Source organism: Leucobacter exalbidus (assembly GCF_017834145.1).
GTDB lineage: Bacteria > Actinomycetota > Actinomycetes > Actinomycetales > Microbacteriaceae > Leucobacter > Leucobacter exalbidus.
In genome coordinates this window covers 1,030,822-1,057,329 of the sequence record NZ_JAFIDA010000001.1, presented here as the reverse complement: position 1 = coordinate 1,057,329, position 26,508 = coordinate 1,030,822, and the positions used below count along the sequence as shown (strand labels likewise).

Here is a 26,508-nt window from a genome sequence, read left to right as displayed (position 1 = left end):
TCGGCATCTTCTTCGTGCCCGCTTGGAGTGCTTTCGAGTGTCTTCACGCGCCGAACATGGCATCCCGCCGTGTCGACTCCGTTCGTCTCGTTAGGACACTACCTTTATGGCTCTCGCCACTCGCGAAGACCTCCGCAATGTCGCTATTGTCGCACACGTCGACCACGGCAAGACCACGCTCGTGGACGCGATGCTGCGCCAGACCAACTCGTTCGATGCTCACGCTGAGATGGACGAACGAGTCATGGACTCGAACGACCTCGAGCGCGAGAAGGGCATCACAATTCTCGCGAAGAACACCGCCATCACTTACGAGGGCGTGCACGCGAAGAATGGCCCCATCGTGATCAACGTTGTTGATACGCCCGGCCACGCTGACTTCGGTGGCGAGGTGGAGCGCGCACTGTCGATGGTTGACGGCGTCGTTCTGCTCGTTGACTCATCTGAGGGCCCCCTGCCCCAGACCCGCTTCGTGCTGCGCAAGGCTCTTGAGGCCAAGCACCCCGTGATCCTCGCGGTCAACAAGACCGACCGCCCCGACTCGCGCATCGAAGCGGTTGAGGGCGAAGCTCAGGATCTGCTGCTCGGCCTGGCTTCTGACCTGTCTGAGGAAGTACCCGACCTCGACATCGACGCCGTGCTGAACGTGCCCGTTGTGTACCTCTCGGGTCGCGCCGGTGCTGCATCGCACAACCGCCCCGCCGATGGCTCGCTGCCCGACAACCCTGATCTCGAGCCGCTGTTCGAGACCATCATCGAGCAGATCCCCGCTCCCGCATTCGATGACGAGGCGCCCCTGCAGGCACACGTCACGAACCTTGACTCCTCACCGTTCCTCGGCCGTATCGCGCTGCTGCGCGTGCACAACGGCTGGATCCACAAGGGTGAGACCGTTGCTTGGGTGAAGTCAGACGGCACGGTTGCCAATGTGCGCATCACCGAAATGATGCTCACCAAGGCACTCACGCGTTTCCCCGCTGAGAAGGCTGGCCCCGGTGACATCGTCGCCATCGCCGGTATCGAAGACATCACCATTGGTGAGACGATCTGTGACGCAAACGACGTGCGCCCCCTGCCCATGATCGAAATCGATGATCCCGCGATCTCGATGACCATCGGTGCAAACACCTCGCCCCTCGTGGGCAAGGTCAAGGGCCACAAGCTCACCGCTCGTATGATCAAGGACCGCCTTGACCGCGAGCTCATCGGTAACGTTTCGCTGAAGGTGCTCGACACCGACCGCCCCGACGCATGGGAAGTACAGGGTCGTGGCGAGCTCGCCCTCTCGATCCTCGTTGAGAACATGCGCCGCGAGGGCTTCGAGCTCACCGTGGGCAAGCCCCAGGTAGTGATTCGTATGGTTGACGGCAAGAAGCACGAGCCGTACGAGCACCTCACCATCGACACCCCCGAAGAGCACCTCGGTGCGATCACGCAGCTGCTTGCGACGCGTAAGGGTCGCATGGAGAACATGGTGAACAACGGCACCGGCTGGGTACGCATGGAATTCATCATTCCGTCACGCGGCCTCATCGGCTTCCGTTCGGAGTTCATGACGACCACGCGCGGCACCGGTATCGCCAACACCATTCTGCACGGCTACGACGAGTGGGCTGGCCCCATCGTGACCCGTCACAACGGTTCAATCGTTGCTGACCGCGCCGGTGTGGTAACGCCGTTCTCGCTCATCAACCTGCAGGAGCGCATGTCGTTCTTCGTTCAGCCCACCGCTGAGGTTTACGAGGGCATGATCATTGGCGAGAACTCACGTTCAGAAGACATGGACGTGAACATCACTAAGGAAAAGAAGCTCACGAACATGCGTGCAGCTTCGTCTGACAGCTTCGAAGCTATGACGCCCCCTCGCCAGCTCACGCTGGAAGAGTGCCTCGAGTTCGCCCGCGAGGACGAGTGCGTTGAGGTTACTCCCGAGGCGGTGCGCATTCGCAAGCTCGTGCTCGAGGCTAACGCTCGCGCACGCACGGCTTCGCGCGTAAAGAACCAGAAGTAAGGTTCTCGCTGTAAGAATTCCCGCTCGGCTTCGGCCGGGCGGGAATTTTTGCGTCTGCGGGGTGATCTTGCTGGCGGCCGCACCGCGCGAGTTGGCAGGTTGCGGTCATTCAAATTGTGCGGGTTCGTGCGTAGGATCGGGGTATGTCGATCATCTACCAGGCCAAACTGACCCCTTCAAAGTATGACCTGATCAAGGCTTGGCTGCCTTCGCAGCCGTGGTTTACGGGCGATATTAGCCGTCTTGAACCGGTCGGGTCGTACCGTTTTGACGACCCCGAGGGCGAGGTGGGGTGCGAAGGGCACCTGTTCACCGCGGGCGATGCGCGGGTCTTTCACGCGCCCCTGACGTATCGCAGCGCGCCCCTGGCTTCAGGGGAAGAGTTTTTGGCCGGCACGATCGAGCACGGCATCTTGGGCACGCGATGGGTGAGCGACGCCATCGGCGACCCCGTGTATCGGGCGGCGCTTGCGGCGGCGATCGCCCAGGGCGGCACGGGCAGTCGCGAGTTTCTCGTTGCAGCTGACTTCGTGAGCACCCCGGGCGGCCCAGAGGCATCGGAGGTGGGTATCGAGCGCGAGCCCAGCGTGCGCGTCGCGGGCACCGGATCGCAGGGCGTGGCGGTGCCCGAGCTGTGGGCGGCACAGGTGGAGCAGCAGGGATCGAACAGCGTGGCCCACACTGAGCTCGCGACCCTCGAACTGCACCGCATCATCGACCCCGAGTGCGACGGCACCGAGGATGCCCCGGGCACCCACACGCTGCGGGCGGCGTGGGGCGCAGCTGACGCGGCGGCCGGTGACGCTGATGTAGCTGCTGGCGCGGGTGCAAGCGCTGAAGCGCGCCGCATCGGGGCGCTGCTCGCGACCCTGCGCGTCTAACCTTGCCCGGCATCGGGGCCGAGCCGAGCGGGGGCGCGCGCGGAGACACGCTTTGTTGGGTGTCGATTTCAGTTTTTGGGGGACACCTCGCTAAAGTAGAGATTGCTTGAAAAAGCAATCGGGATGTGGCGCAGCTTGGTAGCGCACGTCGTTCGGGACGACGGGGTCGCAGGTTCAAATCCTGTCATCCCGACGAAAAGGCCTGATCAGAAGATAATTCTGATCAGGCCTGTTTTCGTTTTAGAGGCTATAGTATAGATTCAGTACAGGTGGATTTTCGGCCTATAGGACAAAACGTGTGGGTTTTGTTGAGCGTGTCTCAGGGCCTGCCCGCCCATCCGCTGCGTGTCCATAGCCCTTCGTTGGCATCGAGGCCGGTGTCATAGAGCGATACTGGCGCTGCTGGATCTTTCGACTCTGGTTGTGCAGTGTTCGTGTGTTGCCGTTTCTCGGGTTGGTGTTCTTTGAGGATCACTGCTGGGTTCGGGAACTCTGAATGCAGATACAACCACCACTCGATCGCTCGTCGTTGATGTTCTTCTGGCATGCCCCGATGGAGGCGGAGCAGAAGCCTCATCTGGGAGTTCGTGCCTCCCTCGATCTCGTTCGTCGTGGAGGGCACATTGAGATGCGCGAGTTGCGGGCTGAGGAACGTAAATAGATGGCCGCCCTGGATAGCGCGTTGTAGCACTTGGTAGCCCGACCTGAGGCGTTGATGCGTGTACCACCAGGTTTGGTTCGGCCTCGCCCACGACGGCACCTCGGCCGCGTGTTTGCGATACGTGCGTTCCTTGGTGAGGTGCAGGAACGAGTTCTCCCAGGCCAGGAAAAGCTGCGCCCATTCCTCGCCCCCAGTGACAGTTTTTACGCGGGTGAGTTTCAGAGCAAGGCCCCACAACCCCTGACCGGCAGGCGTGTTTGAGCGGGTCGTGACGTGTTTCCGGACGTTGCGTTGGAGATGCACGAGACAGCGTTGAACCTGGGCCGTAGGCCAATGAGTATTGAGCGCAGCATGCATGCCCGATCCGCCATCACACACCACGACCAGGGGCGCCGGCAGCCGTTGCATGAGCGCGCCCCAAGCAGCCGCTGACTCACGAGAACACCATTGGAACGCGACCACGGTTCCGCGGTGAGTGGCGACCAGCACACACCAGCCTGTCCGCAGATTGAACCCATCGATCTGGAGGACGTCGTACACCGCGCCAGTGACTGGAATGACGGGGCGGAGCGCCCAGCACCAGGCCGTCGTGCGGCGGAACTGTCGAGCTGCGCTGGCACCTCCGAGATCAGCCTGCGAGGCCTTCCCCGTGATCCAGGCGAGGAACTGATCCAGTTGCGCTTTGCGTGTCACATCGGGGCGTTTCCGAACCGATGAAGCACCGCATTTGGGGCATCTCCAACGCACGGTTCCCGCGGGGGTCGTGCCATTCCTGACGAGCTTGGTGTTGTATATCAGGCAGGTGGTGGTGTTCTCGCTTTTGGGCACAGTTAAGGGTGCCCGGGCATAGCTTCCCTGGGTTTACCGCGTCATCCTGGGGCTAGATCAAGATCTCGTACACACGTTTTGTCCTATAGGCCGGATTTTCGGCGTATAGGTCAAAGAACTATTCGGTTCTTCGTCTTCCAGATGGCCAAACTCCTCTTGCGCCTATGTGCGATGCTGTCTCCGGCTTGGGGAACTCGCATGTTGACACAGGAAAGATACGTTTCTCAAAAGCGGCCATGAAGATCGGTCACAGGTACCAATTCGGCCGAGCGACAGAGGACGACTGGAAACAGTTTTCGCGAAGCTGCACCTGCGAGATCGGGTGCACGCGGTCATTCTCGCCAGGGGGTCTGGCCGAACCTGTAAATCTCGAGCCGCCGCAGTCGAAGCCCAGCCGAGCATCGCGCAGCTCAACATGTTGCCCAAACATTACGTAGATATTGCATGCAGGCCTTGCAAAGTAACTTTTCCACCGTCTCTACAGGTGCCTCGGTAGACTGCCCAGAGAGCCACTTGGAGGTGCAATGACTGCAATGAATGCAACTACTGCAACATCCGCGATGACTGAAGCAATTGCCGAGATGACCCACATGACCGGTGGGCGCGAACTGGTGATGGTATCTAACCGACTACCGGTTGACCGGGTCACCCTTGAAGACGGCAGCATGCACTGGCGCGCGTCGCCGGGCGGGCTGGTAACCGCCGTTGAACCGATTGTTGAACAGCTGGGCTGTGTCTGGATTGGCTGGGCGGGCGACGCCGGCGAAGAGATCGAGCCCTTTGAAGTGGGCCGCATGCGCCTCGCTCCCATCACGCTGAGTATCGACGAGGTCGCCGAATACTACGAGGGTTTTTCAAACGGCACGCTTTGGCCGCTCTACCACGATGTGATCGCGAAACCCGAGTACCACCGCGAATGGTGGGATCGGTATCAGTCGGTGAACCGCCGCTTCGCCGACCGCGTGGCGCAAGAAGCCAGTCACGGCGCCATTGTGTGGGTGCATGATTATCAACTGCAGCTGGTGCCCGCGATGTTGCGCGAGGCCCGCCCCGATCTTACGATCGCGTTCTTCCTGCACATCCCGTTTCCACCCCGCCGCATCTTCGCGCAGCTGCCCTGGCGCAGGCAACTGGTTGAGGGGCTGCTCGGGTCAGACGTGATCGGGTTTCAACGCGTGGCCGACGCGATCAGCTTTCGTGCCGTGGCCGAGCGCTACGGCACCGCCCCGTCCATCGGTAACACGATCGTCACGCCGGCCCGCGGCGAACAGCCGGGGCACACTGCCCTTGCCCAAGAGTTTCCCATCTCCATCGATGCCGCGGCCTTCGCAAAGATTGCCGAGCAGCCCGAGATTCGGGCCCGCGCGCTCCAGATCAGGCAAGACCTGGGCAACCCCAAAACGATCATGCTCGGGGTCGACCGGCTCGACTATACGAAGGGCATCAGGCACCGCCTGAAGGCGTTCGATGAGCTGATCGCCGATGGTGAGCTTGAACCGGCCGAGGCCGTGCTGGTGCAGGTGGCGAGCCCGAGCCGTGAGCGGGTCGAAGCGTACCGGCAGTTGCGCGACGACGTGGAGGTCACGGTGGGGCGCATCAACGGTGAGCGTGGCAGCATCGGTCATTCACCGGTCAATTATCTGCACCGCAGCTTTACTAAAGACGAAATGGTGGCGCTGTATCTCGCCGCCGATGTGCTGCTCGTTACCCCGCTGCGCGATGGCATGAACCTCGTGGCCAAGGAGTATGTGGCCTGCCGCGGTGACGAACGCGGCGCGCTCGTGCTGAGCGAGTTCGCGGGCGCCGCCGATGAACTGCGTGACGCGCTGCTCGTCAATCCGCACGATATTGAGGGGCTGAAGGCCGCCATCTTGCGTGCCGCGCACATGCCCGAGCGCGAGCAGGCGAGGCGCATGCGCGGTATGCGGCGCGCGGTATACAACAACGACGTGGCCCACTGGGCACAGAACTATTTGGGCGCGGTGTGCGCTGCGGCAGATGCCAAGACGCAGACCCAAACCGGCGGCCGCACCGAACCCATCCAAGTGTCGGCGGCATATGTGCCGCGCCAGGTCGATGACCGCATCAGGCGGCTGGCTGCGGCCCCGCAGCTCACCGTCGCGATCGATTTCGATGGCACCGTTGCCCCGCTCGTGAAGCGGCCCGCTGACGCCCGCATTCTGCCGCGCGCGCAGCAGGCCCTCGACGTGCTGCGCGAGGCCCCCGGGGTGCAGGTCGTGCTGCTCACCGGCCGCTCACTCGCGGGGCTCGCTGAGACCCAGGTGGCGAGCGATGGCTGGATTATCTCCGGATCGCACGGCGCCGAACTCATGGGACTTCCCGGCACCACCGGTGTTGAGACCCTTGCCCCGCCCACCGACGAAGAGCGGGAGGCACTGCAGCGCGCCCAACGCCGCGTACACCGCGCGCTCGGTCAGGTGCCCGGGGTTAGATTTGAAGAGAAGCCCTTCGGGTTCGCGGTGCACACGCGCGAGGTGAAAGACGAGATCGAAGCCGAAGAGCTGCTCACGGCAGCGGTCGAGATCGGTGAGGCAGCTGGCCTGCACACCCGCGCGGGTAAGCGCGTGCGCGAGATGTCGGTGCGCGAGAGCAACAAGGGCGATGTGCTGAACCGTATTCGTGCGGCGCTTCCGCTCGCTCCCGTGCTGTTTCTGGGGGACGACGTCACCGACGAAGACGCTTTCGCGGTGCTCGGCCACGACGACCTCGGCATCAAGGTGGGGGACGGTGAGACCGCGGCTACGCAGCGGGTCGCCGACCCGGCGAGCGTCGCGGCGGTGCTTGCCATGCTGGCCGAGCTGCGCACCGGAACGGTGATCGGCTCCTAGCAAGAGGTAAAAACAAGAACACGGGCTGGGCCGGGGAACGTCTCCCCAGCCCAGCCCGCGTGCTGTGTGCTGCCGCGTGCAGCGGCGCTCTGTTTCTGGCCTAAGCCGCTTGCACAGGCTCAGCCGTTTGAGTCTGTTCCGATTTCCCGACCTGCTCTGTTGCGTGCGCTGACTGTGCTGACTGCTCAGCCTTCGCGGGTAGCTCGCTGAGCTCGCTCGCCTCGATCAGGGCGCGGGTGAAGGGCTCCTGACTCGTAGCGATCACCGTCTCGGTATCGCCCTGCTCAACGATGCGGCCGTCGCGCATCACGACGATGCGATCGGCCATGCTGCGCACCACGGCGAGGTCGTGCGAGATGAACACGAGCGTGACACCGCGCTGTTCCTGCAGGTCACGCAGCAGATTCAGCACACCCTCCTGCGTGGTGACATCGAGCGCCGACACCGCCTCGTCACACACCAGCACATCGGGCGAGGCCGCGAGCGCACGCGCGATCGCGACGCGCTGCCGCTGCCCACCAGAGAGCTGCGCCGGGTACCGCCGCAGCATCTCCGCATCGAGCCCCACGAGCGCGAGCAGCTCGGCCGGCGTGGGTGGCTGCAGCTGTGGCTGCGCGGCTGCCGCGGCCTGGTCTGTGGTGTCGATCCGGATCGACGCCCGCAGAATGCGCTCAATGCGCCACCGCGGGTCGAAGCTCGCGAGGGGATCTTGCGGGATCAGGCGGATGCGGCAGCCCGGGCTGACGAACTCGCGCGACCCCTGCTGTGGGGCCTCGGCGCCGATGATGACGCGGCCGAGCGTCGATTTACCGGCCCCCGATTCACCGACGAGCCCAAGGGTTTCGCCGCGGGTGAGTGTGAGGTCGATGCCAAACATGCCGGTCTCACCGCCGCCCGGTTTGGGGTAGCACACGGTCGCATCGCGCAACTGCAGCAGCGGTTCGCCCGTGTGCGCAGCCGTCAGCGAGCGGGGGGTTGCGGGCTTGGGGCCGCGCGGAATGGCCTCGACCAGTGCCTGCGTGACCGGGTGCTGCGGGTGTTCGAGCAGATCTGCGGCGGCGCCGTACTCGACGATGCGGCCGCGCTCGAGCACCGCGATGCGGTCGGCCGTGCGTGCGACGCTGGCGAGGTCGTGACTGATGAGCACAACCGAGGTGCCGTCGTCAACGATGCTGCGAAACAGTCGCTGCACACGCAACGACGTCGCCGGGTCGAGCGCGGTCGTCGGTTCATCAGCGATGAGCAGGGCGGGGTCGCCCACGAGCGCCGACGCGATGAGGGCGCGCTGCCGCATACCGCCCGACAGCTCGCTCGGTCGCTGCCGCAATCGTGAAGCTGCTTGGGGGAGCCCGGCGGCTTCGAGGGCCGCGATGACGCGGGTGCGCAGGGCGGAGCCGCGCACTCCGCGTAGGGCGAGTGTTTCACCGACCTCGTCTTCGATGGTGCGCAGCGGGTCGAGCGACTGCAGCGCATCTTGCAGCACGAGGGCGACGCCGGTGCCGCGGGTGCGGCGCCAAGCGCGGGGGGATGCGTCGCGCAGTTCGGTGCCCGCGATGGCGAGGCTTGCGGCAGACACGCGCCATTCGGGGGCCTCCTGGGTGAGGCCCAAGAGGGTGCGGGCGAGCACCGATTTACCGGCGCCCGATTCACCCACGATGGCGAGGCACTCGCCGGGGGCCACGCTCAGCGAAACGCGATCGAGCACGGGTACGCCCGCGGCCGTTGAGACGCTGAGGTCGGTGATCGACAGCGCGGCGGTCGCGGCGGTCGCAGTGTCGGTTACGGTGTCGGTTGCGGTGGCGGCAGCGGGCGCAACTACCGGCGCGGCTGAGCGATCGACGGCAGCTGAAGTGCCCGCTTCGCCAGCACGGGCAGCGGCGCGACTACCTGCGCGACCACTTGCGCGGATGCTGGTGCGGGTACGAGTGCGGTGGGTGCGCGGGGCGCCCGCCGCCCGGCCGAGCACGGTGAGCGCACTCGCGATGGCGACGATGGCGAGACCGGGGAACACGGTCATCCACCACGCCGAGGTGAGGTAGACGCGGCCCGCGTTGAGCATCGCTCCCCACTCGGGGGCAGGGGGCGCGGTGCCGAGGCCGAGAAAGCCTAGGGCCGACACCCAAATGATGGCCTGGCCGATGCCGAGGGTCGCGGCTGAGGCCAGGGGCCACAGCGAGTTGGGCGCGATGTGGCGGCTGAAGACGCGCGGGCCACTCACCCCGTCAAGCCGGGCCCATTCGACGTAGTCGCTGGCGGCCACGCCGCGCACCCGCGCCCGCAGCATGCGTGCGTAACCGGGGATGGTCGCGATGCCGATGGCAAGCACCGACGAGGCGGTGCCGCCGCCCATGATCGAGATAAACAGCAGCGCGAGCACGAGGGTGGGCAGCGCGAACAGCACCTCGAACAAGCGTGAGAACGCGCGGTCGGCGAGCTTGGGGCCCAGGCCCGCGGCGAAGCCCGCGAGCGCACCGATACCGGCACCGATGAGGGTGGCGGCGACGCCGATGCCCACCGAGGCGCGGGTGCCGTGCACGACGCGGGTGAACAGGTCGCGGCCCGACTCGTCGGTGCCGAAGGGGTGCGCAAGCGACGGGGGAGTGAACGCATCGATGGGGTGCACCGCGAGCGGGTCACCGGGCGCAATGAGCGACGGTGCGGCGATGGCGGTGAGCGTGGCCGCGACGACCGCGCAGCTGGCGATCACGGGCCAATTGAAGTGCATGGATTGCACGCGAGTTTTCACAGCGCGACCTCCTGAACGCGGCGCGGAGCCGGGCGAAGCCGCGGGTCAACCGCGATCTCGATGGCGTCTGACACCAGCATGATGACAACGTACGACAGCGCGATGATCGAGACGCTGCCAATGACGACGGGCACGTCGCGCCCGGTGGCGGCTTCGAGCAGCAGCCGCCCGAGCCCGGGCCGGGCAAAGAGCGCCTCGACGACGACCGCACCGCTGAGCAGCGAGCCGTACGCCCACCCCGAGAGGGCGAGCGCGGGCAGGGCCGCGTGGCGCAGCGTGTGGGTGAGCACCACGCGGGCCTCTGACGCCCCGCGCGCGCGGGCCGACAGAGCGAAGGGAGCCGCGTCGGCCTCGGCGAGCGACCCGTGCATTACGTGGGCGAGGTAACCCGCCACCGGCACCGCGAGGGTGATCACCGGAAGCACGAGGGCTGAGGCCCCCGATCCGGTGACCGGAAACCAGCCGAGCCCGCTCGCGAGCACAAGAATCAGAATCGCGCCGAGAAAGAACTGCGGGGTGACCGAGGCGATCGTCTCGAGGCCGTGGAGGGTGCTGCGCACGAGCTGGCCGGCGCGACCCCGGGATGTCTGGGCAATCAGCACCCCGGCGACCGCGAGCACCCAGGCGAGTAGCAACGCGAGGGTGGCCAGCAGGGCCGTGGACGGAAAGTTTGCGGCAATGAGATCAACGACGGGCTGCTTGCGGGTGTATGAATCGCCAAACTGCAGCGTCAACACCTGCCACAGCTGCCGCAGATACTGCACAATCAGCGGTTGATCGAAGCCGTAGGTCGCAGCCGCGGCGGCCTGTGCTTCGGGGCCGGCCTGCGATCCGGGGCCGCCCATGACCGCCTCGAGCGGGTCGCCCGAGACACGCAGCGCAAAAAATACGATCGTGGCGGTGGCCCACACCACGAGGAGGGCAGAGCCCACCCTCGCGGCAATGGTGCCCACGACGCCCCGCAACCTTCCGTCCACGCGCGTCGCCTACGCCGTGAGCTGGGTGTTCACGAACGTGGGGGTGCCCACGGTGCCGAGCTTTGCGACACCGGTGACGCCGTTCGTGAGGAAGTGGTTCTGCTGGTCGTACAGCGGCAGAATCACGTAGCTCTCGAGGATCAGCTGCTGCGCCTCGGCGTAGAGCTGGGTGCGCTCGGCATCATCGGTGGTCTTCGTGGCCTGCTCGATGAGCGCATCGACGTCGTCGTTGAGCAGCATGGCGTGGTTACCGAAGTAGCCCGACGGCGCGGGGGTGACGCCGCTCGAGTGGTACAGAATGCGCAGCACATCGGGGCCGACCTTGGTGTACGGGGCGCTTACGGCCTCGTACTCCTTCGAGCTCAGGCGCTTGTGCCAGGTAGCGAGGTCGATGGGCTCGAGCTGCACGTCGAAGCCGACCTGGGCGGTGTTGGCCTGGATCTGCTCGAACAGCGACTGCTCGGCCGCGACCGACTGGTTCGTGCTAACGGGGAAGCGCACGGTGAGCTTCTTGCCGTCCTTGGCGCGCACACCATTGGCGCCGGGCTTCCAGCCAGCGTCATCGAGCAGCTTGGCGGCCGCGTCGACGTCGGTGACAAAGATGCTTTCGTCGCTGATCGCGGCGGGCTCTGAACTGCCCAGCGGCGAGAATGACTGGGTGGCGGCGCCATGGAAGAGCGCGGTGATGCCGGGGCCCGGATCAGCCGACTTGATGAAGGCTTCGCGCACGCGCACATCGTCAAACGGGGTCTGGCCCGAGTTCAGCTCGATGCGGTTCACCGAGCCGGGGCGCGGGGCGTCGAGGTGCCCGATGCCGGATCCCTCTTTCTCAGCTGCCGCGATGTCGATGGGCAGCGGGTTATCGATGACGTTGACCTCGCCGGCCGCGAGCGCTGCCTGGCGGGTGGCGGCATCGGGGATGAATCGCCATTCGATGCGGTCAAGGTAGGCGGGGCCGTCATGGTCGGCCTCAGGGCCGGGGGTGGCGTAGTCGTCGTTGCGCACGAGGATCACCGACTGCTGGGGCTCCCAGCTTTCGACGATGAAGGGGCCGGTGCCGACGGGGGTCTGGCAGTTGGCTTCCATGCCGCGCTCGATGCCGGTGGGTGACTGCATTGCTGTCCACGGCTGGCTGAGCGATTCGAGCAGAGCCGCATCGGGCGAGATGAGGTTGAAGCGCACACGCAGGTCGTTGACGGCGTCGACGCTCTCCACCTTGGTGAGCGCGGTGAAGCCGGTGGACGACTGCGTCTCGGGGTCTTGCAGGTGGGCGATGTTTGCCTGCACAGCGGCCGCGTCAAACGGGGTGCCGTCGGTGAAGGTGATGCCCTCCTTGAGGGTGAACTCCCACGACAGACCATCCTCGGCGACCTGCCAGGTGTCGGCGAGCCAGGGGGTGATCTCACCGCTCGCGTCACGGCCCACGAGGGGCTCGAGGTACTGGGTGGAGATGAGGGCCTGCGGGTAGTTGCCGCCAACGTGCGGGTCGAGGCAGGTGGGCTCTGCGTCGCCGGTCGCGTAGACGAGGGTGCCGCCGGTTTGGGCGGTTGCAGCGGTATCGCTGGCGGCGCCGGGGGAGGTGCACGAGGTGAGCGCGAGTGCTGCGATCGCGCAGAGCGAGGTGAGTGCTGCGGTGGTGCGGAACTGCATCGGGGGCGATCCTCTTCCGAGTGTGAGATGAGTTATTAGCTTCGGTATAACAAATGCGAGTGTACCCGATGCGACGGTACAGTTGATGCATGAGTACCCCCGCCCGTGGCCGCCCGCCCGCCTCCTCACGCGAGGTGCTCGCCGACGCCGCCCTTGAACTTTTTCTCGAACAGGGGTATGAAGCCACCTCGGTCACCGAAATCACTCGCCGCGTCGGCGTGAGCCGCGCCAGCTTCTTTAACTACTTCGCGAGCAAGCCCGAGACGCTGTGGTTCGTGCTCGACCGCCGCATCGAGGTGCTCACCGGGGCCCTGCTGGACCCGCAGATCCCCTTCGCGGAGGCACTCACCGCAGCCGGCGCCGAGGCCCGCCCTGACACCCTGGCGCTCGCCATTGTCGATGCCCGCACCATGGGCGTCGAGGCCGAGCTCGCGCGCGGGCGCGCCGACCGGCAGCAGCTGGTTGCTGCCGCGGTGGCGGCCCGGCTCGTGCGCGATGGCGCCCCGCAGCGTGACGCTGAGATTGTGGGCGCCGGGTATGCCGCGGCGCTCTTTGCCGCGGTGTGGACGTGGGCGGCGAAGGGCGCGGGTAGGTACTCACTCACCGACGAAATTGGCCGGGCCGTTACGGCCGCGCACCGCCTACTGCGGCCGGAGCTGGTGACGCTGGGCGATCCTGAAACGCGTTCTTCGGCACAATAAACAGCAGCAGTGCCGCGGCCACAAGCGCCGCGCCGCCGCACACCACCCACACGGTGACGTAGCCCGAGAAAGATCCGGCGGTCGCCGTGGCATCAGCCGCGGCTCCCGTCGCGCCGTGCATCAGTGCGATGCCAAACACCGCAGACGACACCGCCCCGCCCATCGTTTTGGAGGAGTTGGTGAGCCCGGTGGCGACGCCAGTTTGGCTTTCGTGCGCGCCCGCCGCTGCGGCCGCGGGCAGGGCGGCAACGAGGGCCCCCGAGCCGATGCCCGTGATGATCATGTTCGTGATGACCTGGGCGAAGGTGTCGTGCATCGGCAGAAACATCAGGTAGCCGATGCCCACCAGCACGGCCGCGCAGGTGAGCGTGATGCGGGGCGTGAGTAGGCGTGACACCTGAGGAAACAGCAGGGCACCCGTGATCATGCCGATGAGGTAGCAGCCAATGGCGAGGGAGGTGGTGAAACCACCGGCGCCAATGCCGTAGCCGTACACCTCGGGGTCGGTGCGCATAAACGTTGACAGCGGGGCCTGCGACCCGAGCACGCTGATGCCAAACAGTGCGGCCGTGATGAATACGGGGGCGAGCGCGGGGGAGCGAAACATGCGCACGTCGATAATCGGGTCGGGGTGGCGCAGCTCCCACCGGGCGAACGGCCACACGAGCAGCAGGCCAAGCAGCGTAACGCCCCAGGCGAGGGGACTTTCAAACCCGTGCAATCGCATGAGGCTGAGGCCGCCCGTGAACCCCAAAATGGCGAAGGTCACGAGGGTAAGCCCGACGATATCGAGTCGGCCGCCCGTGGGCTCGGGCGACTCCTTCACCCCAAATGCAATGACCACGAAGCACACGCTCACGAGCACCCCGGGGATCAGTAGCACCGGAAACAGGGGCAGCGAATCGATCAGCTGCCCGCCCAGCAGTGCACCGCTGATCGCGCCCACCTCGAGGGCCGCGACGAGCAGACCCGCGGCCTTCGCGACAACGGCGCTGCGCAGCTTGATATCGCGGCTGCGCACCCACAACAGCGCGATCTCAATCGGCAGCCACACCACATAGAACCCCTGCAGCGTCCAACACACAAGAAACACGGCGAAGTTGGGGGCGAAGGGCAGCGCGAGCGTGGCGAGGCCGGTGAGCGCGGTCGACCACAGCAGAATGCGGCGGTGCCCCACCATGTCGCCGAGCTTCGCGAGCGCGGGCACGACGAGCGCCGAGAGGATCAGCTGCGACCCCTCGAGCCAGTTCACATCGGCGTCGGGCACGCGCAAATGCCGCGCAATGTCGGTGAGCATCGGGGTGTAATACCCCTGCAAGAACCCGCTCGTGTACTCCACGAACGCGAGAAAAGCCACGACCCCGGCGAGCGCGCCCAACCGGGCTTTGGGCTTCTGTGCTGATCCGGATCGGGCCGTGCGCCCCGCACTGACGTTCATGCTGAAGCTCCTGACGATGCGGGAATCGCGGTGATGAGGGCGCGATGAAATTGCTCGCCGCGCACCAGCTCGGTGATGGCCACGCGCTCGTTGACGCCGTGGATCGAGGCGCGCAGCTCGGCCGACATCGCCAGAGGAGCGAAGCGGTAGCAGGCGGGGGTAAACGCGTGGAAGTAGCGGGAGTCGGTGGCGGCCATCATGACGTACGGCACCGGCATGGCCTGGGGGTGCGAGACGCCAACGGCTGCGGCGATGAGCGCGAACTGTGCGTTATCGGTGGGGGATTCGGGCGAGGGCGCCCCGCCCTCCACCACTTCAATCTTGACTCGCCGGTCGGCAATGCGACGCTTGATGCGGCGCAGCGTGCCCGGCACCGTCTCGCCCAGTGCGATGCGGAGGTTGATGGCGGCTTCGGCCTGGGCGGGCAGCACATTCTGTGCAGATCCACCCGAGAGCATCGTGGGGGCGACCGTGGTGCGCACAAGCGCGGCTGGCTCACCGCCTAACAGGGTGAACAGCCGGGCGGTGAGCCAGGGGCTCGCGGCGAGGGCGCGGTAGAGCAGTTTGGCCGGGCCGCGGGCGCGCCCCGCAAACAGCGCCAGCATGGTGAGCACCGCGCCTGGGGTGCGGGCGGGAAACATGGCCGGGGTGACGCGCGATACCGCGCGGGCCACCCGCCCCACCGCGGTGAGCGTGGGCGGGGCAGAGGCGTGGCCGCCCGCGCCTCGCGCCGACAGCTTGATGGTCGTGGCGCCCTTTTCGCCCACCCCAATCATCGCGGCCTCGCCGCGCACAAACGGCAGCGGGGCCGCAACGACGGCGCCGCCCTCGTCGAGCACGAACCACGGGGTGATCTGGCGATCGCGAAAGGTCTGAGCGATGGCCTGCGCGGCATCGCCGTAGGTTTCTTCGTTGCCGCCGAGCGAGAGATACACGTCGCGCGCCGGAGTGAACCCCGCCGCGAGCAGATTCTCAACGGCCTCGAGCATCACGAGCAGTGGGCCCTTGTCATCGAGGGCACCGCGGCCGTGCACATAGCCATCGGCGATGCGGCCCTCGAACGGGGCCACATCCCACCCGTCCTCGGGCTCCGCGGGCACCACATCGAAGTGTGCCATCAGCACCACGGGGTCGGCCGTCTCATCGCTGCCGGGCCAGCGATACAACAGCCCGAGATCGGTGATGCGCTTGCGCGTAAGCCGCTCGTGGGTGAGCGGATAGAGCTCCTCAAGCAGCGAGATGAAGCGCTCAAAAGGGTCCAGGCCGGTGTCTGCGAGCGCGGCAGACACCGTCGGAATCTGAATCATGCGCGATAGGCGCTCAGGGGATCCTGGCCTGGAGTCAACATTGGCTGCCATAATCGACAGACTATAGGGCTGCGGCAACGCGGGTGCCCTGAGCGATGGCGCGTTTGGCGTCGAGCTCGCCCGCCACGTCGGCGCCCCCGATGAGCTGCGCGGTGATGCCTGATGCGGCGAGCTGGGCGTGCAGGCTGCGATCGGGATCCTGCCCCGTGCAGAGCACAATCGTGTCGACCTCGAGGGTGCGCTCCTGACCCGCCGTGCGCACGGTGAGACCGGTGTCACCGATGCCGAGGTACTCGGCGCCGGGGATCATCAGCACATCGCGACGGGCCAGCTCGGTGCGGTGAATCCACCCGGTGGTTTTGCCCAGGCCCGCGCCCAGCTTGCTCTCCTTGCGCTGCAGCATGATCACCGAGCGGCGGGGAGTGGACGCGACGGGCTGCGTGGGCGGTGCTGCCGGATCGGGCGCGAAGCCATCGGGGGTGGCTGGGTCGACGCCCCAGTGCTGCAGGAACGCTGCAATATCATCGGGCTCGGCCGGGTGATCGTCGGTGAGATACTCGGCGACGTCGAAGCCGATGCCGCCCGCGCCCAAAATGGCGACGCGGTCACCCACGGGGGCCTTGTGGCGCAGCACGTCAATGTAGGTCACGACGCTTTCGTGCTGCAGCCCCGGGATCTCGGGGGTGCGGGGCGTGACGCCGGTCGCCAAGATCACTTCGTCGAATCCCTTGAGGGTGAGCGGGGTGGCTTCCTCGCCCAGGCGCACCTCGACGCCGGTTTCTGCCAGCAGCCCCGAGAAATAGCGCAGCGTTTCACGAAACTCGCTCTTGCCAGGTACCTGCAGCGCGAGGTTGAGCTGCCCGCCCACCTCGTCGGCACGATCGAACAGGGTGACGTGATGACCGCGCTTCGCCGCGGTGGTGGCGCAGGCGAGGCCCGCGGGGCCCGCACCCACGACGGCCACCCGCTTGGGGGAGCGCGTGGGGGTGATCACCAGCTCGGTTTCGTGGCCGGCGCGCGGGTTCACGAGGCACGATGCAGACTTGCCAGCGAAGGCGTGGTCGAGGCAGGCCTGGTTGCACCCGATGCAGGTGTTGATACGCAGCGGGGTGCCGCGCCTGGCTTTCTCGACGAACTCGGGGTCGGCGAGAAACGGGCGCGCGAGCGATACGAGATTGGCCGAGCCGCTCTCGAGCACGGCTTCGGCTTCGGCGGGCATATTGATGCGGTTGGCCGCCACGAGCGGCACGGTGACCGCGCCCATCAGGCGCTTCGTGACCCACGCGAACGCCGCGCGTGGCACCGAGCTGGCGATCGTGGGCACGCGGGCCTCATGCCACCCGATGCCCGTGTTGATCAGCGAGGTGCCGGCAGCTTCAACGCGCTGCGCAAGTTCGATAACCTCGGGCAGCGTGGAGCCGCCGCGCACGAGGTCGAGCATCGAAATGCGGGTGACGACGATGAAGTCGTCGCCGCAGGCCTCGCGTACGCGGCGCACAATCTCGGTGGGAAACCGCAGCCGGTTCTCGAGGCTGCCGCCCCAGCGGTCGGTGCGCTGATTGGTGACGGGGGCCGTGAACTGGTTGATCAGGTACCCCTCAGAGCCCATGATCTCGACCCCGTCGTAGCCCGCGAGCTTGGCCAGTTGGGCCGCGTGCGCATAGTCGTCGATGGTGCGTTCGATCTCGGCATCGCTGAGCTCGCGCGGGGTGAGCGGCGAGATGGGAGCCTGAATCGGACTCGGGGCGACGAGCCCAGGGTGAGCGGCGTAGCGCCCGGCGTGCAGCAGCTGCAGGGCGATGCGGCCGCCCGCCTCGTGCACCGCGTCGGTGATGAGGCGGTGACCCGGGATCTCGTCCTCGCTGTCGAGGGGCCGCTCGGTAGCGGTGAGACGCCCCGCGGCGTTGGGGGAGACGCCGCCGGTGATGATGAGGGCGGGGCCGTTGAGGGCACGCTCGCGGTAAAACGCGGCAAGTTTCTCGTGGCCATCGGGGGCATCTTCAAGGCCGAGGTGCATGGACCCCATGATGATGCGGTTGGGAAGGGTCACAAACCCAAGGTCGAGCGGTTCGAAGAGCCGCGGGTACGTCTGCGTTGACATATAAGCACCGTTCGTTCGGAATCCTCCCGACTGTATCGGTGAGTGATGCGGCAATGCGAACGGGCTGTGCCGAGGGTACAAAATCAGGGCATAAAAAAACCTGCGGGGTGGAGCCGAAGCCCCACCCCGCAGGAAGAAAGTCCTAAGACTTAGATGGCCTGGATGTTGCTGGCCTGGAGACCCTTGGGGCCCTGCTCGATGTCGAACTGTACGCGCTGCTCTTCGAACAGGTCGCGACGGCCGTTGCCCTGGATGGCGCTGAAGTGTGCGAACACGTCAGATGAGCCCTCGTCGGGAGTAATGAAGCCGAAGCCCTTTTCGGAGTTGAACCACTTAACGGTGCCGGTAGCCATGCTGTATTTCCTTTGTTGTTGCTGGACTCTGGTGAGCCCTTGGTGCCACGGCGACGGTGCCGACGTGGAGACTGGTGTAGCGTTGCCGCGCGAACGCGGCTTTAAAACGTGCTGGAAGTTTCCTACGTTCGGCATTACTGGTCTTACAGGTGAGCTTAGCCTACGGAACTCCTAAAGTGTCAGGATCGTGACCTGTTCGTGTCATTTCATTTCAAGTGTGGGTAATTTTCATAGATTGCCGGGGCCGCTGAGGGTGAGTCATCTAGGCGATCGTTGGCGCATCGGGTGTGCATAGCTAGCCTGCCGGAGTGATTGGGCGCAGCCCCGCAAAAAGCCGATATTTTGGCGTGTCGCCAAGTGAGGGGACGCCGCGGCAGATGTGGGGCGATGGCCACGATAGAACTGGGTGCATGAAACCCGGGCTTGTGGGGGCGGAGTTGTGGGCGTAGTGTTGCTGGTGGTTCTGGCTTATAGTCAAAGTGACTTTAAGTAAAGATGAGCCGTACGGGAGCCCACGATGGATTACGCAACACTGAGCGCGAGCGAACGACGCTACCTGCCGCCCGCGGTGGCGGTGTCGACAATCGCCTTTGCGCTCACGCTTCCCGAAGCTGGCGAAACCGGGGAAGCGGCAACGGCGGCGTCGTTGTGGATTCCGCTCGTGCGCCGCACACGGGCACCGTTCTTGCACCGGTGGGCGTTGCCGGGCGGAGCAACCCAGTGGGATGAGGCGCTGGTCGATACGGCGCAGCGCACCCTCGCCGATGCGGTGGGGCGCCCGCCAGAATATCTTGAACAGCTCTTTTCCTTCGGGGGAGTGGAACGCTCGGCTGAGGCACAGCGGCTGGTCACGATCGCCTACTGGGCGCTCTACAGCGGGGTTCCGCAGCACGAGTCTCGGGCGGATACCGGCGCTGGCGCTGGCGCTGGCGCTGGCGCTGGCGCTGGCGCTGACGCTGGCGCTGACCCCGCAGCCCCAGCCAACGAGCCGAGCGCAGCAGGCGGCGTCGCTCGCGAGGCGCGGCGGTGGGATGATCCGGAGCCGTTTGTGCCTGTTCCGTTCGTGCCTGAGTCGCTTGCCCCCGGGCTGGGCGCGAACGATGCGTTGCAGCTCAGCTCGGCGCCGGCCGATGCCGCCAACAACGTGGCATGGTTTGCGATCGACGAGCTCCCAGATCTCGCGTTCGATCACGCCGAGATCGTGGCGCACGCGCTCGACCGGTTGCGCAGCAAAACCGAGTACGCCCAGGTGGCCCACCGGTTTTTGGGCGATGCCTTCACTCTCGCCCAACTGCGCCACGTGCATGAGGCGGTGCAGGGGCGGGCCGTTGATCCCGCGAACTTTCGGCGGCAGGCGCTCGCACAGGGCAGGTTGCAGGCCACGGGCGGGGTCGAAACGGGCACCCGGTATCGGCCCGCGAAACTGTATCGCTTCGTCGACGCGTCGCCCTAGACGGCCCGGCCTATTCGCGGTCCTCACGATCGTCCCTAGTTATCAGTCTTCTGCTCCACCTGATTGAGCAGCTCCACCCGCTTCACCCATCTGTTTCAACCTCCTGCTTCAACCACCTGTTCCACCCAATTTCAATGAGGAAAACCCATGACGAGCGTGCACGATTTGATCAGAGGCGCTGCCCAGCGCGAAACCGAGACGCGTGAGGTGCGTGCCACAGGCCCGTCGCGAACCGCGCAGGTGCCCGGGCATCGGCGGCCCATCAAACTCGCATCGACCGGGGTCTCGAGCTGCGATACCCAGCTCGCCGATGATCCGTGGGGTATCGACCGCGCACCCGGTTACGGGCCGGGCGCTTCGGCGGCCGACACAATCGCGGGTGACGCTCCCAGGCAGGGCCCACTGCCCGCGCGCTACACCGATGCGAGCGACGCCGAGCTGCACGACTGGATCACCGCGGCGAAGCAGACGCTCGGCGACCGGGTGCGCATTCTGGGTCACTTCTACCAGCGCGACGAAGTGGTGCAGTACGCAGACTTCGTCGGCGATTCATTCATGCTCGCCCAAGCCGCCAAAGACAGCCCCGAAGCCGAGGCCTTCGTGTTTTGCGGGGTGCACTTTATGGCCGAAACCGCCGACATCTTGTCGAGCGACGACCAGGCCGTCATTCTGCCCAACCTGGCCGCGGGCTGCTCAATGGCCGATATGGCCACGATCGATCAGGTCGAAGACTGCTGGCGTGAACTCACCGCGGCCCTTGGCGAAGCCGCCGCTGGCACGGGGGAGCCGGGCGCCTTGCAACCGGTGATTCCGGTGACGTACATGAACTCTTCGGCCGACATCAAAGCGTTCTGTGGCCGCAACGGGGGCATCGTGTGCACCTCATCGAACGCCCGCACCGTGCTGGAGTGGGCGTTTGCTCGCGGGCAGCGTGTCGTGTTCTTTCCCGATCAGCACCTGGGGCGCAACACTGCCAAGGCCATGGGGGTCACCGAAGACGAGATGCCGCTGTGGCGCCCGCACCTCGCCCGCGGCGGCAACACCGAGGCGCAGCTGCGCGACGCAAAGGTCATCTTGTGGAATGGTTTCTGCTCGGTGCACAAACGATTCACCGTCGACCAGATTACGAAGGCGCGCGCCGACTACCCCGGGGTGAAGGTCATCGTGCACCCCGAATGCCCCGCCCAGGTGGTCGAGGCCGCCGACGGCGCCGGATCAACCGAATACATTCGCAAGGCCGTCGAAGCGGCTAAGCCCGGTGACGTGCTCGCGATCGGCACCGAGGTGAACCTCGTGAACCGGCTGCAGCAGCAACGCCCTGATCTCACCGTGTTCTGCCTAGATCCGGTGATCTGCCCGTGCTCGACGATGTACCGCATCCACCCCGCATACCTCGCGTGGACGCTGGAAGCATTGGTCGCGGGCGAAACACCCAACCGCATCACCGTGGCCGCAGACGTGTCACGCGATGCCAGCGTTGCGCTCGAACGCATGCTGGCGGCGAAGCCATGATTCTCGTCATCGGTGCGGGGGTCGCCGGGCTCACCGCGGCCCGGGCCGCCCACGCCGCTGGCGCCGAGGTCACCATCGTCACCATGGGCACGCTGGCGGTCGGTGACACTACGAGCACATCGATGGCGCAGGGCGGGGTGGCCGCGGTCGTGGCCGCAGACGACCGCGTGCAAGACCACCTCACCGACACCCTCACCGCTGGCGCCGGCCTCGTCGATACCCAAGCCGCATCACAGCTGGTCACCGACGGGGCCCGCGAGGTACACCGGTTGCTCGCCGAGGGGTTTCGCGCCGACCGTGATGCGGCGGGCTCGGTCGCGCTCGGGCTCGAGGGCGCACACAGCGCGGCCCGCATCGTGCACGCGGGCGGCGACCGCACCGGCGCCGAGCTGCACACGCACCTCGTCGCCCAGCTGCCCGAGAGCGTGCACGTGATCGAGCGCGCCACCCTCGGTGACCTCATCGTCACCGACGGCGAGGTCACCGGCGCCACCCTCATGCACGACGACGGCTCCGTCGAGACCGTGCACGCGGGGGCCGTCATCTTGGCGACCGGGGGCTACGCGGCCCTCTACGAACGCACCTCAAACCACGCGGCGGCCCGCGGCTCAGGCATCATGGCCGGGGCCGAAGCGGGCGCGATCGTAGCCGATCTTGAGTTCGTGCAGTTTCACCCCACGGTGCTCGCCGGCACCGGCCAGCTCATCTCAGAGGCGGTGCGCGGGGCAGGGGCCGCACTGCTCGACCACGCGGGGCACCGCTTCATGGTCGACAAACACCCCAACGCCGAACTCGCGCCGCGCGACGTCGTGGCACGCGAGATGCACCGCGAACTCAATGCCCAGCGTGCGGGCGCTCACGAGGGGCACGGGGTATGGCTTGATGCGATCCGGATCGAAACCGCCCACGGCCCCGGATCCCTCGCCCGCATGTTCCCCGGGATCGATGCCGCGATGCGCGCGCACGGATACGACTGGGCGCGGGAAGTCGTACCGGTCGCCCCCGCAGCCCACTACACGATGGGCGGCATCGCGAGCGATCTCGACGGGCGATCGAGCGTGCCCGGGCTCTTCGTCGCGGGCGAAGTGGCATCGACCGGGGTGCACGGGGCCAACCGTTTGGCCTCAAACTCGCTGCTCGAAGGCCTCGTGTTTGGGCGCCGGGCCGGGGCCGCTGCCGCGCGCTATGCCCGGCCCGGGAGCGCACGCGAATGGCGCTATGCGGGCGACGCGATGGCTCGCCTCACCCGCGAGTGCACGATGGTGGCCGGGGATTCGGGGGCTGCTGCTGATGCTGCGGCTGCGGAGTTGCGTAACGCCCCGCTGCCCGGTGGCCCGGCGCGCGCAGGCCTCGTATCCCGCGAAGTCAGCGCGGCCCTGAGCGCACACCTCGGCATCGAACGTGACGGGGCTGCCATGGCAGAAGCTTGCAACACCTTCGCCGCGCTGCCCGGCCGAGATGCCACCCTCGCCGGGCTGATTGCGCTCGCCGCCCTCAGCCGCAGCGAATCCCGGGGCGCCCACCAGCGCGCAGATTTCCCCGGCACCGACCCCGCGCAGGCGCAACGGCGGGCCTTCGCGCTCGCCGCAGCTCCAGCAGCGCGCCCCACTCCGGTGCCCGCCGCCTCTCATCACTTCGTACAAAGGAACTTTGCCACGTGCTAACTCAGACCCTCATTCAGCAGGTCGTGCGCGCTGCGCTCGCCGAAGATGCACCGTGGGGTGACCTCACCGTCGAGCTCACCATCCCCGAATCCCTCACGCTGCAAACCCAGCTCGTGGCCCGAGAACCCGGAGTATTTGCCGGTGGGGCCCTCGTGCGTGAAACCTTCGAGCAGACTGACTCGCGCATCCAGGTGCAAGATCTGGTGGCCGACGGTACCCCATTCGCGGCGGGCGATACCCTCGCTGTGATCAGTGGCCCCGCCCGCGGCATTCTCACGGGCGAGCGCATCGCACTCAACTTCAGCCAACGCATGAGCGGAATCGCGACCCTCACTGCTCGATTCGTGCAGGAGGTGGCGCACACTCGTGCGCGCATCGCAGACACCCGCAAAACGACTCCGGGTCTGCGCGCCCTCGAAAAACACGCGGTCAGCGTGGGCGGCGGCTCGAACCACCGGTTCGGGCTATCTGACGCCATCATGGTGAAGGACAATCACCTCGCGGCGCTCGGAGCGACCGACGCCGAAAGCACCACGCGGGCATTACAGGGGCTTCGCGAACGGGCCGGCCACACGACCTCGATCATCGTTGAGGTCGACCGGCTCGACCAGGTGCCTGCCGTGCTGCAGGCTGGTGTGACGGGTGTTTTGCTCGACAATTTCGACACCGCCGATTTGGTGCGTGCGGTCGCGTTGATTGACGGGCGCGCCATTGCTGAAGCCAGCGGGGGCGTCGCCCTCGACACGGTGCGCGCAATCGCTGAAACCGGTGTCGACGTCATCTCAGTGGGGCAGCTGACCCACGGCGCACGCGCCCTCGACCTCGGTCTCGACGCGGTATGAACGCGACACTGCCGCCGGTGGAACGCGTGTCGTTGCCCGCAGCGAGCACACGGCTACCGGCAGGAGACGCCTCCTCGCCGTTAGGCTCGGGAGCACTCGCCCCCGAGCGATACCTTGATGCGGCAGCCACCGCACCGCTGCGCGAAACGGCGCGGGCGGCGATGGCCGCCGTCTACGATGACCTCGCAGCCAACCCCTCGAGCGTGCACCAGGCCGGGCACCGCTCCGCCGCCGTAGTCGAGACTGCACGCCGCGATATCGCCCATAGTTGCGGGGTGCGCGCCGCCGACGTGGTGTTTACATCGGGCGGCACAGAAGCTAATAACCTCGCGATAATCGGGTTGGCGCTGGCGAACCCGCGGGGCCGGCACCTGGTCACTACGCCGATCGAGCATCCGTCGGTGCTGGAAAGCTGCCGGTATCTGGAGCGTGTGTTTGGGTACGAACTCACCCTGGTGCCGGTGGACGGCCACGGGCGAGTGACCGCCGCTGACATTGCACGCGCGGTGCGGGCTGACACCACCCTCGTGTCAGTGGGGCTTGGCAACGCCGAAGTAGGCACGGTGCAGCCGCTGCCGCAGATTGCCGCTGCCGCTAAGCGTGTGGGTGCTCTCGTGCACACCGATGCGGTGCAGGCCGCGGCGTCGCTGCCGGTCAGTATGCATGGTGAGGAGTGGCCGGGGGCGCAGATTGATGCGATGAGCATCGCGTCCCATAAATTTGGTGGACCCCAGGGTGTGGGCGCCCTCTTGGTGCGCGCGGGGCTCAAAGTCGAGCCGTTGTTGCACGGCGGCGGGCAAGAGCAGGGACGGCGCTCGGGCACTGAGAACGTGGCCGGGATCGCCGGGTTCGCCGCCGCCGTACGCGAGTGCATCGCGACTGTCGGAACTCGGGCACTGACGCTGATGGCGAGCCGTGACGAACTCATCGGCCGGGTGCTCTCCGAAATTCCGGGCGCGAGCCTGACCGGAGACCCCCGTGAGCGATTGCCCGGGCACGCTTCGTTCGTGTTCGCGGGGGTCAGCGGGGAGTCATTGCTGGTCGCACTCGATATGGCAGGCATCGCGGTGTCATCGGGGTCGGCGTGTGCTGCCGGGCATGACGAGCCGTCACCCGCGTTGCTCGCGATGGGGCGGGCCCCAGAGGAGGCGCATGCCGCCCTGCGGTTCACCCTCGCTGCGCCGCTGGCGGCACGGATCATCGAACGCATCATTGCGACGCTGCGGCGCGAGGTGACCGGGGTAAACCCCCGTGGCTCGGAGGCGGCGGCAGCATCTGCCGTGCGGCAAGCGGCACACTGACCAGCCGTCGCACCATGTGTGAGATCTCGTGCTCGGGGGAGATCTCAATTGCCGCATCAACGTGCCGGTACGCAGTCGTCTGGTTACCGCACAACCACCACACCAGGGCGCTCAACGCGAAAAGCCCCGGGCGCGCAAGCGTGGGCACATCGGCGATCGCGCGGGCCAACCGTGTCGACAGCGGCGCCAATCGGGTGCGGTCTGCAAACTCGGGGCACACCGCCGCAAGCAGTGCATACATCGAGCAGCCCTGAGTGCTGCCGGGCCCCTGCACCGCGCCAGCCGAGGGCGGCTCATCAACGGGCAGACTCGCGAACCGTTGCGGCCCCAGATCTTGGGCAAGTTCACCAGGAAACTCGGGGCGCGTAATCATTCCCATGGCGACGTGCCACCATCCCGCCGGTCGCTCAAGTACGTAGGCGAGGTGCCCCGAGGCTTCGGCGGAGAACGGCGCATTGTGGGAGCGCGGTGCCTCGGCGGAGAGCAGGGCTTCGGTAGAGAGCCGAGTATCGGGGGCACATAGCTGACGGGTGACCTGGGCGGCGTGGCTGACGCGGTCGGGGGCTGTGAGCTGCAGCGCAGACAGCGCGCGGGCGGCGCACTGCGCACGGCGAGGATTTACCTCGGGGATGGCACCGAGTTCTGCGAGGGAAGGAATCCGCTGTTGTGCGAGTGCTGCCGCGACTGAAATGGGGCTGTTGCGAATGTCGTCGAGACTGCGCCCGAGGCGCGGGGCGTGCGGGTCGAGGTAGCTTTGCCAACCGTCGGGGGCGAGCACGCACAGCTCTCGCAACCGCACTTGATCACGGCGTAGTCGGCGCTCGATGCGACGGGCCAGCCGCTGCCAGGGCGGCCCCTGACACTCAGCAAAGCTCTGCTCAGACATGATGGCGATCGCGGGATCAGACGTGCTGCCCTGCGCTGCACCGAAACTACGAATCGCGTAGCTCAGAAACTCGAGCAGGTCGGTGGCTTCGCGCGGGTTGTCGTTGGGCGGCAGATCGATACGCATGGCTTCGCGGGTGCGGGAGCCCGCAAAGAAAAGGACAAAGAGGCTATTGGTGGCCGTGAAACCGGTGAGCTGCGGCAGCGCAGCGAGAAAGTCGGCGGTTCCTGAACAAGACAGAACCTTGGGAGCGGGAGCATTGTGATCAGTCATGCCCCGATTTTGCGCGATGCCGCAAGCCTGTGCCGGTTATGCACAGAAACCTGTTGCTCACCCGCGTATCGGGC

18 protein-coding genes and 1 tRNA gene are annotated in these 26,508 nt (G+C 66.4%); 10 read left to right on the top strand and 9 right to left on the bottom strand.

Translation table 11 applies throughout. The features are described 5' to 3' along the window. Positions 1 to 106: 106 nt before the first annotated feature. From typA to JOF28_RS04795, 3 genes are all read left to right on the top strand, one after another. Entirely contained in the window at positions 107 to 2,011 is a 1,905-nt protein-coding gene (gene typA, locus JOF28_RS04805) for a translational GTPase TypA (protein WP_209704718.1), read from the top strand. Positions 2,012 to 2,154: 143 nt separating this feature from the next. Further along, on the top strand, positions 2,155 to 2,892 hold the full coding sequence (locus JOF28_RS04800; RefSeq protein WP_209704717.1) for a maltokinase N-terminal cap-like domain-containing protein: 738 nt from the start codon (positions 2,155 to 2,157) through the stop codon (positions 2,890 to 2,892). A 119-nt stretch (positions 2,893 to 3,011) separates the two neighbouring features. Further along, a tRNA-Pro gene (locus JOF28_RS04795) sits at positions 3,012 to 3,085 on the top strand. Between the two features lie 126 nt (positions 3,086 to 3,211). Here the strand turns inward: JOF28_RS04795 and JOF28_RS04790 are convergent. Beyond that, positions 3,212 to 4,381 carry an IS1249 family transposase gene (locus tag JOF28_RS04790; protein WP_209704716.1) on the bottom strand — a complete coding sequence of 390 codons (1,170 nt, stop codon included), beginning with the start codon at positions 4,379 to 4,381 and terminating at the stop codon, positions 3,212 to 3,214. Positions 4,382 to 4,941: 560 nt separating this feature from the next. Here JOF28_RS04790 and JOF28_RS04785 point away from each other — a divergent pair. Continuing rightward, a complete protein-coding gene (locus tag JOF28_RS04785) occupies positions 4,942 to 7,230 on the top strand; it encodes a bifunctional alpha,alpha-trehalose-phosphate synthase (UDP-forming)/trehalose-phosphatase (protein ID WP_245189872.1) in 2,289 nt (762 codons plus the stop codon). Positions 7,231 to 7,330: 100 nt separating this feature from the next. On the opposite strand, the gene JOF28_RS14795 is transcribed toward JOF28_RS04785, so the two are convergent. Genes JOF28_RS14795 through JOF28_RS04770 form a run of 3 tightly spaced genes read right to left on the bottom strand, consistent with a single transcriptional unit; the run spans position 7,331 to position 12,603 of the window. Next, positions 7,331 to 9,976, bottom strand: coding sequence for an ATP-binding cassette domain-containing protein (locus JOF28_RS14795; RefSeq protein ID WP_342452083.1), 2,646 nt, complete (start codon positions 9,974 to 9,976; stop codon positions 7,331 to 7,333). After that, on the bottom strand, positions 9,973 to 10,953 hold the full coding sequence (locus JOF28_RS04775) for an ABC transporter permease (protein ID WP_342452082.1): 981 nt from the start codon (positions 10,951 to 10,953) through the stop codon (positions 9,973 to 9,975). The genes JOF28_RS14795 and JOF28_RS04775 overlap by 4 nt, the downstream gene beginning before the upstream one ends. A gap of 9 nt (positions 10,954 to 10,962) precedes the next feature. Beyond that, on the bottom strand, positions 10,963 to 12,603 hold the full coding sequence (locus JOF28_RS04770) for an ABC transporter substrate-binding protein (protein WP_209704715.1): 1,641 nt from the start codon (positions 12,601 to 12,603) through the stop codon (positions 10,963 to 10,965). A gap of 89 nt (positions 12,604 to 12,692) precedes the next feature. Between JOF28_RS04770 and JOF28_RS04765 the strand changes: the two genes are divergently transcribed. After that, positions 12,693 to 13,304 (top strand): TetR/AcrR family transcriptional regulator, encoded by a 612-nt coding sequence (locus tag JOF28_RS04765; RefSeq protein WP_209704714.1) that lies wholly within the window; start codon positions 12,693 to 12,695, stop codon positions 13,302 to 13,304. On the opposite strand, the gene JOF28_RS04760 is transcribed toward JOF28_RS04765, so the two are convergent. The 4 genes from JOF28_RS04760 to JOF28_RS04745 all read right to left on the bottom strand — a co-directional run bounded on the left by JOF28_RS04760 (position 13,228) and on the right by JOF28_RS04745 (position 18,503). Next, positions 13,228 to 14,742 (bottom strand): MFS transporter, encoded by a 1,515-nt coding sequence (locus JOF28_RS04760; protein ID WP_209704713.1) that lies wholly within the window; start codon positions 14,740 to 14,742, stop codon positions 13,228 to 13,230. The two genes, JOF28_RS04765 and JOF28_RS04760, sit on opposite strands and share 77 nt — an antisense overlap. Further along, on the bottom strand, positions 14,739 to 16,100 hold the full coding sequence (locus JOF28_RS04755) for a M20/M25/M40 family metallo-hydrolase (protein ID WP_209704712.1): 1,362 nt from the start codon (positions 16,098 to 16,100) through the stop codon (positions 14,739 to 14,741). Before JOF28_RS04755 ends, JOF28_RS04760 begins: the two co-directional genes overlap by 4 nt. 10 nt (positions 16,101 to 16,110) lie before the next feature. Beyond that, positions 16,111 to 18,150, bottom strand: a complete 2,040-nt coding sequence (locus JOF28_RS04750) for an NADPH-dependent 2,4-dienoyl-CoA reductase (protein ID WP_209704711.1) — start codon at positions 18,148 to 18,150, stop codon at positions 16,111 to 16,113. A 149-nt stretch (positions 18,151 to 18,299) separates the two neighbouring features. Continuing rightward, positions 18,300 to 18,503, bottom strand: a complete 204-nt coding sequence (locus JOF28_RS04745; protein ID WP_209704710.1) for a cold-shock protein — start codon at positions 18,501 to 18,503, stop codon at positions 18,300 to 18,302. A gap of 517 nt (positions 18,504 to 19,020) precedes the next feature. Here JOF28_RS04745 and JOF28_RS04740 point away from each other — a divergent pair. The 5 genes from JOF28_RS04740 (at position 19,021) to JOF28_RS04720 (ending at position 25,275) form a co-directional block, all read left to right on the top strand. Beyond that, complete coding sequence (locus JOF28_RS04740; protein ID WP_209704709.1) at positions 19,021 to 19,956, top strand: NUDIX hydrolase; 936 nt, start codon at positions 19,021 to 19,023, stop codon at positions 19,954 to 19,956. 147 nt (positions 19,957 to 20,103) lie between these two features. Then, on the top strand, positions 20,104 to 21,468 hold the full coding sequence (gene nadA / locus JOF28_RS04735; RefSeq protein WP_209704708.1) for a quinolinate synthase NadA: 1,365 nt from the start codon (positions 20,104 to 20,106) through the stop codon (positions 21,466 to 21,468). After that, the gene (locus JOF28_RS04730) at positions 21,465 to 23,132 is read left to right on the top strand and encodes an L-aspartate oxidase (RefSeq protein WP_209704707.1); all 1,668 of its coding nucleotides are present in this window, start codon (positions 21,465 to 21,467) and stop codon (positions 23,130 to 23,132) included. The genes nadA and JOF28_RS04730 overlap by 4 nt, the downstream gene beginning before the upstream one ends. Then, complete coding sequence (gene nadC, locus JOF28_RS04725) at positions 23,126 to 23,974, top strand: carboxylating nicotinate-nucleotide diphosphorylase (protein WP_209704706.1); 849 nt, start codon at positions 23,126 to 23,128, stop codon at positions 23,972 to 23,974. Before JOF28_RS04730 ends, nadC begins: the two co-directional genes overlap by 7 nt. A gap of 17 nt (positions 23,975 to 23,991) precedes the next feature. After that, the gene (locus tag JOF28_RS04720) at positions 23,992 to 25,275 is read left to right on the top strand and encodes a cysteine desulfurase family protein (RefSeq protein ID WP_342452081.1); all 1,284 of its coding nucleotides are present in this window, start codon (positions 23,992 to 23,994) and stop codon (positions 25,273 to 25,275) included. Here JOF28_RS04720 and JOF28_RS04715 read toward each other — a convergent pair. Further along, positions 25,184 to 26,434: a DUF4192 family protein gene (locus JOF28_RS04715; protein ID WP_209704704.1), complete on the bottom strand. Its 1,251-nt coding sequence runs from the start codon at positions 26,432 to 26,434 to the stop codon at positions 25,184 to 25,186. The genes JOF28_RS04720 and JOF28_RS04715 overlap by 92 nt on opposite strands. Positions 26,435 to 26,508: the final 74 nt, after the last annotated feature.

Bases quoted from the DNA above. Each gene is read 5' to 3' on its own strand.
- typA (WP_209704718.1), top strand. From the start codon at position 107: ATGGCTCTCGCCACTCGCGAAGACCTCCGCAATGTCGCTATTGTCGCA.
- JOF28_RS04800 (WP_209704717.1), top strand. From the start codon at position 2,155: ATGTCGATCATCTACCAGGCCAAACTGACCCCTTCAAAGTATGACCTG.
- JOF28_RS04785 (WP_245189872.1), top strand. From the start codon at position 4,942: ATGACTGAAGCAATTGCCGAGATGACCCACATGACCGGTGGGCGCGAA.
- JOF28_RS04770 (WP_209704715.1), bottom strand. From the start codon at position 12,603: ATGCAGTTCCGCACCACCGCAGCACTCACCTCGCTCTGCGCGATCGCA.
- JOF28_RS04765 (WP_209704714.1), top strand. From the start codon at position 12,693: ATGAGTACCCCCGCCCGTGGCCGCCCGCCCGCCTCCTCACGCGAGGTG.
- JOF28_RS04760 (WP_209704713.1), bottom strand. From the start codon at position 14,742: ATGAACGTCAGTGCGGGGCGCACGGCCCGATCCGGATCAGCACAGAAG.
- JOF28_RS04755 (WP_209704712.1), bottom strand. From the start codon at position 16,100: ATGGCAGCCAATGTTGACTCCAGGCCAGGATCCCCTGAGCGCCTATCG.
- JOF28_RS04750 (WP_209704711.1), bottom strand. From the start codon at position 18,150: ATGTCAACGCAGACGTACCCGCGGCTCTTCGAACCGCTCGACCTTGGG.
- JOF28_RS04745 (WP_209704710.1), bottom strand. From the start codon at position 18,503: ATGGCTACCGGCACCGTTAAGTGGTTCAACTCCGAAAAGGGCTTCGGC.
- JOF28_RS04740 (WP_209704709.1), top strand. From the start codon at position 19,021: ATGGATTACGCAACACTGAGCGCGAGCGAACGACGCTACCTGCCGCCC.
- nadA (WP_209704708.1), top strand. From the start codon at position 20,104: ATGACGAGCGTGCACGATTTGATCAGAGGCGCTGCCCAGCGCGAAACC.
- JOF28_RS04730 (WP_209704707.1), top strand. From the start codon at position 21,465: ATGATTCTCGTCATCGGTGCGGGGGTCGCCGGGCTCACCGCGGCCCGG.
- JOF28_RS04715 (WP_209704704.1), bottom strand. From the start codon at position 26,434: ATGACTGATCACAATGCTCCCGCTCCCAAGGTTCTGTCTTGTTCAGGA.